The 12,045-nt window shown below is 33.2% G+C and carries 10 protein-coding genes and 1 pseudogene; 5 read left to right on the top strand and 6 right to left on the bottom strand.

Features of this window, described 5'->3' with window-relative positions; all coding sequences use genetic code 11:
• Window positions 1-46: 46 nt before the first annotated feature.
• Both BTJ66_RS03510 and BTJ66_RS03515 read right to left on the bottom strand, forming a co-directional pair.
• Window positions 47-1,123 carry a branched-chain amino acid aminotransferase gene (locus tag BTJ66_RS03510; protein WP_099089608.1) on the bottom strand — a complete coding sequence of 359 codons (1,077 nt, stop codon included), beginning with the start codon at window positions 1,121-1,123 and terminating at the stop codon, window positions 47-49.
• A 308-nt stretch (window positions 1,124-1,431) separates the two neighbouring features.
• Entirely contained in the window at window positions 1,432-2,394 is a 963-nt protein-coding gene (locus BTJ66_RS03515) for an NAD-dependent epimerase/dehydratase family protein (RefSeq protein ID WP_099089609.1), read from the bottom strand.
• 442 nt (window positions 2,395-2,836) lie between these two features.
• On the opposite strand from BTJ66_RS03515, the gene BTJ66_RS03520 reads away from it, so the two are divergent.
• Complete coding sequence (locus tag BTJ66_RS03520) at window positions 2,837-3,478, top strand: FusB/FusC family EF-G-binding protein (protein ID WP_099089610.1); 642 nt, start codon at window positions 2,837-2,839, stop codon at window positions 3,476-3,478.
• Between the two features lie 51 nt (window positions 3,479-3,529).
• Here BTJ66_RS03520 and BTJ66_RS03525 read toward each other — a convergent pair whose 3' ends face one another.
• Window positions 3,530-4,420: a LysR family transcriptional regulator gene (locus tag BTJ66_RS03525; protein WP_099089611.1), complete on the bottom strand. Its 891-nt coding sequence runs from the start codon at window positions 4,418-4,420 to the stop codon at window positions 3,530-3,532.
• Window positions 4,421-4,542: 122 nt separating this feature from the next.
• Here BTJ66_RS03525 and BTJ66_RS03530 point away from each other — a divergent pair.
• Window positions 4,543-5,718: pseudogene (locus tag BTJ66_RS03530) on the top strand (MFS transporter).
• A gap of 76 nt (window positions 5,719-5,794) precedes the next feature.
• Here BTJ66_RS03530 and BTJ66_RS03535 read toward each other — a convergent pair.
• On the bottom strand, window positions 5,795-6,148 hold the full coding sequence (locus tag BTJ66_RS03535) for a zinc ribbon domain-containing protein YjdM (protein WP_099089612.1): 354 nt from the start codon (window positions 6,146-6,148) through the stop codon (window positions 5,795-5,797).
• A 276-nt stretch (window positions 6,149-6,424) separates the two neighbouring features.
• On the opposite strand from BTJ66_RS03535, the gene BTJ66_RS13935 reads away from it, so the two are divergent.
• Window positions 6,425-6,556, top strand: coding sequence for a hypothetical protein (locus BTJ66_RS13935; RefSeq protein WP_002484110.1), 132 nt, complete (start codon window positions 6,425-6,427; stop codon window positions 6,554-6,556).
• Window positions 6,557-6,653: 97 nt separating this feature from the next.
• On the opposite strand, the gene BTJ66_RS03540 is transcribed toward BTJ66_RS13935, so the two are convergent.
• A complete protein-coding gene (locus tag BTJ66_RS03540) occupies window positions 6,654-7,130 on the bottom strand; it encodes an SRPBCC domain-containing protein (protein ID WP_099089613.1) in 477 nt (158 codons plus the stop codon).
• A gap of 110 nt (window positions 7,131-7,240) precedes the next feature.
• A complete protein-coding gene (locus BTJ66_RS03545; protein ID WP_099089614.1) occupies window positions 7,241-8,599 on the bottom strand; it encodes an amino acid permease in 1,359 nt (452 codons plus the stop codon).
• A 414-nt stretch (window positions 8,600-9,013) separates the two neighbouring features.
• On the opposite strand from BTJ66_RS03545, the gene BTJ66_RS03550 reads away from it, so the two are divergent.
• Both BTJ66_RS03550 and BTJ66_RS03555 read left to right on the top strand, forming a co-directional pair.
• Complete coding sequence (locus tag BTJ66_RS03550; RefSeq protein WP_099089615.1) at window positions 9,014-10,021, top strand: fatty acid desaturase; 1,008 nt, start codon at window positions 9,014-9,016, stop codon at window positions 10,019-10,021.
• A gap of 282 nt (window positions 10,022-10,303) precedes the next feature.
• The coding region (locus BTJ66_RS03555) for a fibrinogen-binding adhesin SdrG C-terminal domain-containing protein (protein WP_153043313.1) at window positions 10,304-12,045 on the top strand (1,742 nt) is incomplete at its 3' end.

Here is a 12,045-nt window from a genome sequence, read left to right on the forward strand (position 1 = left end):
AAGGGTTGGTAAAGTATTTACTTTACCAACCCTTTACTATAATCAATTAATATCTAGGGACTACAACTCTCCAACCTTGAGGGTCATCAAGTTTACCACTTTGAATCCCAGTGTAATGGTCATACAATGTTTGTGTGATATCACCAGTTTCATTATTGTTAATAATGATCTCCGTGTCACCATATTTTAATTGACCTACTGGAGAAATAACCGCTGCGGTACCTGTACCAAATACTTCTGTTAATTCGCCTTTATGATGTGCTTCAATCAATTCATCGATAGATACTTTACGTTCTTCAACTTCATAACCTAAATTTTGTGCTAATTCAATGACTGTCTTACGCGTAATACCTGGTAAGATGCTCCCATTTAATTCAGGTGTTACCAATGTACCGTTTTCAACGAAGAAGATATTCATACTACCTACTTCTTCAACATATTTTTGTTCGACGCCATCTAACCAAAGTACTTGATCATAACCTTGTGCTGTCGCATTAGATTGCGCTAACAAACTTGCAGCATAATTCCCGGCAACTTTGGCATAACCCACACCACCACGTACTGCGCGTACGTATTGGTCTTCTACATAAATTTTAGTTGGATTTAAAGACTCGCCTCCATAATATGAACCAGATGGAGACAGTATAATTAATAATTTATAAGAGTATGAAGGACGTACACCTAAAATACCTTCCGTCGCAAAAACATATGGACGGATATACAATGATTGTCCTTCGCCTTCTGGCACCCAATCCCGTTCAACATCAACGAGTTGTTTTAAACCTTCTAGCACAACCGCTTCATCGACTTGAGGCATATCCAAACGTGCCAACGATTTATTTATACGTTTGAAGTTCTCTGCTGGACGGAATAAATCAACCTCACCATTATGTTTATAAGCTTTTAAACCTTCAAATACAGATTGACCATAATGAATACCTTGTGCTGCTGGAGAAATTTCTATCGGACCATAAGGTACAATTTTTAAATCATGCCATCCTTGATCGATATCATAGTCGAAACTCAACATATAATCAGTGAAGTATTTCCCAAAACCTAATTCACTTGGATTCGGTTTCTCTTTAAGTGTTTCACGCTGTACAAATTTAATTTTTTCTGACATGACTGTTTCCTCCCAATGTTTATTCTTAAGTAATACCTTGAATTATACCAATCCACTGGCGGCTGTTCAATAATTTTCAAAAAATTTCAAATAAATCAACAATAAAGACATCCTACATTCCACACGTTGGCGGCAGGATTCTACAAGTTATATTAATCATTGTTGCTCGTATTAAAAGAATGATAAAAAAAGAGGCCTGACATCAATATGATATACCATTTATTAATGTAACCACTTAGTATAGTGAATACTTTCATAAATATATACCAATCAATGTCCACGCCTCAATAATGAATCCCTTATTTATATTATTTTACTTCTGCTTTCTCTTTGCCTTCAATTGCATCTAGCATCACTTTAGTCATCTTGCTTAAGTCATATTGTGGATCAAAGCCCCATTCTGCTCTAGCACAACTTACGTCAATGCTGTTTGGCCAACTATCCGCAATGGATTGTCTAGCTGGATCTACATCATAGTCTAATTTAAAGTCCGGATAATATTCTTGAATTGCTTCTTTAACCATTTCTGGTTCAATACTCATGGCACTTAAATTATACGCATTACGGTTAATTAATTTAACACCATCTGCTTCCATTAATTGGATAATAGCATTGATGGCATCTTCCATATACATCATATCCATAAACGTATCTTTTGCGATAAAGCTTGCATATTGTCCTTCTCTAACTGCTTTAAAGTAAATATCTACCGCGTAATCAGTCGTACCACCACCCGGCTCTTTAATATGAGAAATTAAACCTGGAAATCTAACACTACGCGTATCAACACCAAATTTTTCAAAGTAATATTGGCATAATAATTCACCAGCAACTTTATTCACACCATACATAGACGTTGGGCGTTGAATCGTTACTTGAGGTGTATTTACTTTAGGTGTAGATGGGCCAAAAGCACCGATTGAACTTGGTGTAAAGAATTGTAAGTCATGTTCGCGTGCCACTTCTAATGCGTTCATTAAACCGCCCATGTTTAAATCCCAAGCAAATAATGGGTTTTTCTCAGCAGTTGCTGATAACAATGCTGCCATGTGCATCATTGTATCAGGTTTAAATGATTCAGCTAATTCATCCATACGTGCTTTGTCAGTTACATCTAAAATTTCAAATGGTCCGTCTGCTAATGCAGAATCCGCTTCTGGTTCTCTAATATCAGTAGCTAAAACATTATCATTCCCGTATAATAATCTACATTTCACGACTAGCTCTGTACCAATTTGCCCTAAAGCACCAGTTATCATAATTCTCTTCATAATTTCTATCTCCCTTGTATATTACAGAAACTGTAATGTATTTCCCTCGTGGACAATAACTTTATTTTCATCCATATTATATTAAAAAAACGCTTTATTGTATATATTGAGAGAACACTTTCTTTAAATATTAGCAATATAGACGCTGATTGTCTACTATTTAAATGTTTAAAATCGTATCATTTATTTATCTCGTATGTTGATTCTTTTTGTTTATCATACGGTTTGAATTTCCAGTGTTATACGTCGTTTGACACACAAGCACTGTACTGTTATAAAATAGTTATTAAACCTTTAGGAGATGATGATATGTTGCATAAAAATGCTACATTATTAATACAGAGTGTTCGATTCGCGTAGTCGATGCTTTGTACTCTACTTCCTTATCACAAAGCATCTAACTTAAGTATGCAAGCTATATTAATGTGAGAGGAACAAAAAAATGGAAAAACTACTTTATCCTTATCAATTTAACTATATAAAAGAGCGTGTTGCACATTTAGTCAACGCCTATAATTCAGTCAATGATCCCAATACAATCACTTCGATTAAAGATATGACACGTGAGGAAATACTGAATACCTTTCCGTCGACAAATACTACCATTCAATCAACTGTCGAAAAATTCATGAACTTACAATTAACGAAAGAACAAGCTCAAAAAATTTTAGACAGCTTGCAAATGTATGTCATTCCGTTTGAACATCCTAGTAAAAAACAATTAGCTCAAGTTTTTAAAAGGATTAAAAAGTTAAAAGCACCACTCATTAGTGATGAAATACTTCAAACTAGCACTTATATTGGTTGGAATGATATTGCGTCCAATAGAAAGTTCATCATTTATTATGATACTTTAGGAAAACTAAATGGAGTTTATGGCGATATTTCTAATCAAACCGTTAAAGGATTCTGTTCTATTTGTAACAAAGAATCCCGCGTCGCTTTGTTTATGAGAAAGACACGTACAGCAAGTGATGGTCAATATACTAAAAAAGGTGATTATATTTGTTATGATAGCACGTTGTGTAATCAACAAATTTCAGATTTGTCACACTTCCATCATTTTTTAAATAAAATTCAATAAACCATATGCTAGACCCTTTGCGAAGCTATGCTGCTTTGCTAGGGTCTATTTTTATTTTCTTAAATAATCAATAAAAGTACGGATTGTTTGCGCATTAGTTCTATCTACATGTGTAACAGCCGTAAAATAAATATAATAATCAAACGGCGCTCCAATAGGTAACATTTCTATGAGTCCATTCAAGATATAAGGATCATCTTCAAGCATCAAACTTGAAACAATACTCACACCTAAACCTTCTGATACCGTTTTTATCAATACACTTGGATTATTGGTACGAAACACAATTTTGAGAGGCCCGTTTTCATCTTCAAACTGTTTAAAATTATGATGATAAAAATTACGATCATATAATACAAATGGATATTGCTGAATCGTTTCCATTTCAACAGCTTTTTGCAATGATAATTTTGATTTCTTAGGAACGATTAATCTAAAATTTGTAGATATATTCAGGGGATTAGATACAATGTGTTTCTCAAAGGTCTCACTTTCTGTCTTCCCGATTAAGCCGATATCTATTTCGTTATGTTCAAGCATTTGTATAATTTGATCTCTATCACTTTCAACAACTTCAACCTCAATGTGAGGATAATCTTTTTTAAAGGAAGATAATGCTTTTGGGATTATTTTATTAAATAATGTCGGGATAGTCGCAATTTTTAATGCGCCTGTAATATTTGAATGCATCGCATCAACTTCTGATATCAATAGCGCTTGTGCTTCTAAAATATCGATGATTAACGGAATTATTTTTTTACCAATTTCAGTTGGCAATGTGCCTTGACGAGAACGATCAAAAATCTTATATCCTAGTTCCGATTCTAAATTTGCAATCGACTGACTCATAGCAGACTGACTAATATGCTTTGCTGCTGCAGCATGTACAATGGATTCGGTTTCATATATTTTTTTAACGTAAGCTAATTGTTCAAAATTCATATATACACCTCTTTTGCATAAGCTATGCTTATGCAAGGATTAAAAATACTAATTTTACATTAGCACATATTAATCATTATAATAAAGTATGCATGAAATATTAATCAAAGGACGGTCTTAATATGTATGATAAACTCTGGTCAAAGGATTTTATCACAATCACATTCGTGAATTTTTTAATGTATTTAATACATTACACATTAATCGTTACTGTAACTATATTTACAATTGATAAATTCCACGCTTCCGAAAGTATGGGTGGTTTAGCAGCAGGTATATTTATTATCGGAATGCTATTTGGACGTTTAGTATCTGGACGGGTAATTGACCATTTACAGCCGAAAAAAGTTTTACTATTCGGTATTATTTCCTCAGTGATTACTGTCGGTTTATATTTTTTAATTCATAGCTTGACGATCTTAATGATGGTTCGTCTATTACACGGTATGGCATTTGGTTTAGCTTCTACAGCTACAGGAACGATTTCATCAAGAATCATACCTGAACAACGTAAAGGAGAAGGTATTGGTTAATACGCACTCAGTGTCACAACCGCCTCGGCGATTGGACCATTTTGCGGCATTATATTAAATCAACGTTTTGGTTTCGAATCTATATTTATCGTTAGTTCATTTATTATCATAGTGGCATGTATTGCCGCATTATTTATCAAAGGGTTACCAAAACCGCCTGTAAAAAACAATGACGCTTCTACAAATAAAGGGCTTAGTGCGTATATTCAAAAAGAAGCACTTCCAATCTCATTTGTAGTGATATTCGTTGGTATCGCATATTCAAGTGTCTTGTCTTTCTTAACGGTTTATACAGAACAAATCAACTTAGCTACTGCATCTAGTTTCTTCTTTATCGTATATGCAGTCAGTACCTTTTTTACTCGTCCATTCACCGGGAAAATATATGATAATTATGGTGAAAATAAGGTCATGTATCCTGTCTTAATTAGCTTTGCCGTCGGCTTAGTGCTGCTAGCAATCACACATACTAGTGTATTGTTGCTCGTTGCAGCTATATTTGTAGGAATCGGTTACGGAACCATCATTCCGAGCGCACAAGCGATTGCTATTCAACAATCACCAGTTGAAAAAATGGGTTTAGCAACTTCGACATTCTATATGTTTGCTGACTTTGGTGCCGGTATTGGACCATTCGTCTTAGGCATACTAATTCCAATCATGGGGTATCGTTATTTATACATTACAATGGCCATTGTAGTTATCGCTTCCATCATACTTTACTATTTTATGCATGGTAAAAAAGCAATGCACACATCGCAATAATGCTATTTATAGATAAAACTGGGACAGAAATCAATGTTTTATAATGTGATTTCTGTCCCAGTTTTTTAATTGTTCTCTATCCCTTTAGTTTTTTTACAAGTGATGACTTTAAACCAACTAGACCTATCTTATCAACTTTGGCATCAATATCATGACCATCCTCAGGTTCCACAATTCGAATGCTTTTCACTTTAGTACCTTGCTTAATTACAAATGAAGTGCCTTTTACTTTTAAATCTTTAATCACCGTGACAGCATCACCATCTACAAGTTCTTGACCGTTCACATCTCTCGTAATTTGTGCTTCTTTATTTTCTTCATTTTCAGATTCAGACCATTCGTGACCACACATAGGACACACAAGTAAAGTGCCATCTTCGTATGTATAACTAGAATCACATTTTGGGCAGTTAGGTAAAGTGTATTCCATAATTAGACCTCCGGTAAGTTTTTGTTTAGCTCATAACCTACCATATTATAAAATATATGTTCTATTTTCTCCACTTTTTTATTAAAGTTTATATTATTACTTTTTATTTCCTATCACAAAAGGGTACTGCCTATGAAAAGGACTTGCCGATATAAGAAAAGAGCATAAATCCGTTGTTATTTTTAATTTTCAAAAAAAAAACAATTATAAATATGTTTATTTAGTTTTATAAGTGGAAAAAGACTTATGTCACAAATCATAAAGGAGGCTTTTATAATGAGTAAATTTGATGATTTTAAAGACCAAGCAAAAGACAAAGTAGACGAAGTGAAAAACGACAAAGATAAACAAAAAGAAGTTAAAGACCAAGCTCAAGATAAGGCAAAAGATTTAAAAGATAAATTTTAATTGTCAGAAATAATCTTGACTCGCTATATGATTTAAATTAAAAGCATCTGTTAGTACATGAACTGTACTAACAGATGCTTTTTTATCTCACGTGATTTTATTTCAAATCTAATTTTTCTTCGATTTCTTGTTTCTTACTATCAAAGTCGCAATCCTTTTGATCTAACGGTGAACCCGTTTCAACAACACGTTTAATACTTTCCATTTGAAACTGCCAACCTGAAAAATCAAGTACAATATGCGGAAATTCAAATGGTAAGCACTCATCGAAAATTAATACCGTTTCATTACCACTATCATGCAAATCAAATCTAACTGTGCCAATGTCCCATGTAAAGCCTATCGTCTCATTCTCTTCAATAGCCGTGATTTCCATTTCCATATCAGCTTGCCCATCCATATGAAATTTCATCTTACCTCCGACTTTACGATCCTCAAACGATAATTGTGGAAACCACTGTTGAATGCCTTCCGTCGTACTTAAATATTTAAACACAGTTGCTGCATCTTGTTTAATTGTTATTTTTAAAGTTTGATATGCACCTTGTTCATCTTTTGAATATACAGCTTCCATATCAACAAGTCTCCTTTCATCTTACACTTTTCAAGCTTGAACCACACATGCATACTATTAGGTTTCCTATATTAGTTTATTACAAACTTACGATATGAATGCCTACTCAATTATAGTTTGCGCGCTTTTCTTGTATACCTTAAATAAATTAATCCTAGTAAGATAAACCAGAGTGGTGATAATATAACTCCCATTCTAGTATCTGGTACTACAAGCAAAATGATAAGTACGAAGACAAAGAATAGTTGCACCATTCTTGCCATATGGATACCACCTGGTAATTTAAAGGTACTTTTTTCATGTAATTCTGGATGCGCTTTAACATATCTTGCATATGAATGAACTATAAACATCCATACAATGACTAATAAAATTGTCGAAATCGCAGTGACATAAAAGAAAACCTGTGTTGCATTAGGTATTAAGTAATTTAATAACACAGTAATAGATAATAAAGCACATGTTACTATGATTGCTATATAAGGCACACCTTTTTTATTTGTTTTCATTAATAAATGGTGCGTTTGTTTTTTCTCAGATAATCCAAATAAAATTCTACTATTTGCAAATATACCACTGTTACAGGCCGATGATGCTGCAGTTAACACAACAAAGTTAATTAATCCTGCTGCAAATGGTACACCGATAAGTGCAAATAGGCTGACAAACGGACTATTATCTGGATCAATGTCTTGCCATGGAATAATAGACATCATGACCGCTAATGCCCCTACATAGAATAGTAATATTCTGATAGGTACACTATTAATCGCTTTTGGTATAGTTTTTTCAGGATTTTTAGTTTCTCCTGCAGTAATACCTAATATTTCAATACCTGTAAATGAAAAGACAACCATTTGGAATGACATGAAAAAACCAGATGCGCCATGCGGGAATAAGCCACCATTATTGAATATATTAGAGACGCCCGTCTTACCAAAAGGTGTTTGCATTGCAAATACAATCATTACGATACCAATAACGATCAAAGCAACTATTGTCAAAACTTTAATAATTGCAAACCAAAATTCTAATTCGCCAAACATTTTAGTACTTGATAAATTAAATGCCATAAGAATGAGTATACACGCTAACGATGTAATCCAGTTTGGTAGGTCTGGCACCCAAAATTCTACGTATTTCGCAACTGCCGTAATTTCTGCCATACCTGAAGTAATCCAAGTTAGCCAATACGTCCATCCCGTTACAAACCCAGCAAATGGACCAATTTGATCATGTGCAATGTCTGCAAAAGTTTTATATTCTGTATTAGAAAGTAACATTTCGCCCATCGCACGCATGAATATAAACAATACAAAACCGACAATTATATACGTGAGTAAAATCGATGGCCCCGTTAAACTAATGGACTGACCAGCCCCTAAAAATAAGCCAGTTCCTATAGCTCCACCAATCGCAATAAGTTGAATATGTCTGTTACTCAACTCTCTGTTCAAAGTATTTGTCATAAATCTTGCCCCAATTCCATTGTTTTTAAGCATCATTACTATATATTCTTAGTTTATTAGCCCCTTTGTTATCAATAAATAAACTAATGTAAATATTACATGTATATATCTCAATAATGCTTGGTTGTATAATATTATTTTTTTCAGAAAATTACAACTAATGATATAAATTTATTTATATATTCTTGTGTTTTTACACTTTTGCATTTTCAACGCTTTAATTGATTAAAACATAAAAATTAAAATCAAGCCTAAATTCAATTTTTTCTTAAATTAATATTTTAAATAGCATTTACTTCACCTTTGTTTAAAAGGATTTCAAATAAATATTTGTAATAGCTACAGGCTTTCTATACACTAAATGAAACACTTCAGTAAAAATTAATTTCTGAGTGTATAGAAAGTTTGGTGTATATGGAAAAAGATAAAAAGAAATTGTTAAACAAAATGGTTAAACCTTTTGCGAAAACAAGCTATACAAAAAGTACAATTCAAATTTTAAATACAATACTCCCCCTCCTTGCATTATTAATAGCAAGTGGATTTTTATATCAGGTTCATTGGTCACTCGCCATCGTTGCTAGTGTTTTTTCTTCCATCTTTTTAATTAGAACATTCATTATTTTTCATGATGCATGTCACGGTTCGTATCTAAAAAAGCAAAAGCATAATGACTTGTTAGGTAATGTGACGGGATTTTTAACTTTCTTCCCTTATCGAAAATGGCGTAGAGAACACTTAATGCATCATGCAGGAAGTGGTAATTTAGAAAAACGTGGTATCGGAGACATTTGGGTGATGACCGTTGAAGAATATCAAGCCGCATCAATTTTTAAACGGTTGCTCTATAGATGTTATCGTAATCCAATAGTCATGTTCATTTTAGGACCATTTTTCTTAGTGTTTATATCTAATCGTTTTAATAGCAAAGATGCTAAAACACCAGAGCGCACAAATACGTGGCTTAACAATATTTTATTACTCGTTGTTTATGGTGGACTTGTGTATCTATTAGGCGTGGGACAATTTTTGGCGATTTTCGCTCCTATGATCTTTATTTCTGGCATGATTGGTATTTGGTTGTTTTATATACAACATACTTTTGAAGATTCTTATTTTGAAGAATCTTCTGAATGGGATTATGTTAAAGCTGCCATTGATGGAAGCTCATACTATAAATTACCAAAATTCATTCAATGGATTACTGGTAATATAGGATATCATCATGTACATCATTTAAACCCTAGAATCCCAAATTATGCTCTAGAAGCAACACATAAAAATGTCATTCCGCTACATCATGCAACTTCAATTACTATTAGAGAAAGTTTTGTCTCATTAAAATTCAAATTATATGATGAAAGTCATAAGCGATTTATCACATTTAAAGAATTTGCCTTGAGACAAAAACAATCCTTATAGAATAATCAACCTATATAACTGGTATAAAATATACGCATTATAAAGTACTGCCCAACACTCATATTTCATATGAGGTGGGCAGTTTTTTTCGCAAAAAAGTCTAGTGCTTCTCATTTACCACAAACTAGACTACTCATTTTTTATAATTAGCAAAGCTAATCATTTTTTTATCATTTAATAAATATTTAAAAATAAATAATTATTACATTGCCTAATTATATAAAATAAATTATAATACTTACTTATATCGTTAAACGATGTAAGTTAAAAAAGGAGAATGTTATGTTAATAAATAAAAATGAAAAATTCAGTATCCGTAAATATAAATTTGGTGCTGCATCTGTACTTTTAGGTACTTGTTTAGCTATTGGTTTAAGTGCTTCTGGGGAGGCAAAAGCATCAGAGACCGCGAGTGATGAAACTAAACTTGATTCAAGTCATATAGCTTCAAATAATCCGAATAGTACAACTCAAGCTGACAAAAATATATCAAATGAAGCTGCTATACACAATGAAACAGCAATACCCAAAGATACAATGATAGGTAATAATGAGGTTGAAAAGATAGAATCAACCAACAATGATGAGAAGATAAAAACAGACGAAACAGAAAATACTTTAAAAAATGAAAATATAACTAAAGTGGAAGACTCAACTCAAGAAAATAATAGAAAAAATAATGATAATGCTCAATTCAATACGATCAACAACAATGAAAAAACGGACTCAAGTGAACAAACGACGCCTCATTCTGAATCAACTTCTGACGATGGACACTCACAAAATGGAGCAAGACAATCGCCCCCACCACAAAACAACGAGCTGATAGCTGAATCTCGTAGCACACTATCAAATGATCATAATACTTCAAACAATTCTCCTAAACGATCGTTTGTTGCCAATAATATTGCAAAACCAAATGTCGAATTAGCTAGAAGTGAAAATACAGAAGGTACAGATATTAGCGATAAAATCACAGTGGTTAATAGTAATATTGAATCGAATGATACAATCAGGCCACATAATGGTGAAAAATCAACTTTAAAATACGGATTAACATTTGGTGAGGGAATTAAAGCAGGTGATTACTTCGATATTTCTCTTTCTAATAATGTCAATACACGTGGTGTGTCTTTAATAGGTAAAGTTCCAGAAATTAAAAATGGAGAAACAATTATTGCAAACGGGCGCATCTTAGAGGATGGTAAAATTAGATATACTTTCACAGATTATGTAAACAATAAGGAGAATTTGAAAACAAACTTATCTCTAAATTTATTTATCGATCCAAAAAATGTCACTCAAGATAGTAAACAATCTATTATTGCCACAGTTAATGGACATAAGACACAAAAGGATGTTTATATAAAATACCTAAATGGCATTAATAATGTCGGTTTAAGTGTTAATGGAAGTATTGTTTCGTTAAATAAGCAAAACAACACTTTTACACATATCGCTTATATAAACCCTAACAATTTCAACATTCCTTCTGCCTCTGTCTATGGACAAATGCTTACTGGGAATAATCAAAATGGTAAACTACCATCTGTAAAAGTATTCAAAGTACTTAAACCAAATCAATTAAATCAAAGTGTATATGCCGATACTTCAGATACTTCATTGTTCCAAGATGTAACTATGGACTTAAATATAAATCTTGCTAATGGCCAATACCAGATAGATTTTGATGATTTGGAAAGTACCTATGTAGTGAAATTTGATAGTGATTATGATGGCGATGCGCAATCACTAACATTTAGAACTACCCTATCAGGATTTTCACCATATTATGAAAATTACTATACACAAGTAAGCTGGAATAACGGCGTATCATTCTATCAAAGCAACGCTGATGGAGAAGGAACTGAACCAACTCCGGATCCTGATCCAACTCCGGACCCTGATCCAACTCCGGATCCTGAGCCAACGCCGGATCCTGAGCCAACACCTGATCCTGAGCCAACGCCGGACCCTGATCCAACTCCGGACCCTGATCCAACTCCGGACCCTGACCAACGCCG

The sequence above is a fragment of the Staphylococcus edaphicus genome, assembly GCF_002614725.1.
Lineage (GTDB): Bacteria > Bacillota > Bacilli > Staphylococcales > Staphylococcaceae > Staphylococcus > Staphylococcus edaphicus.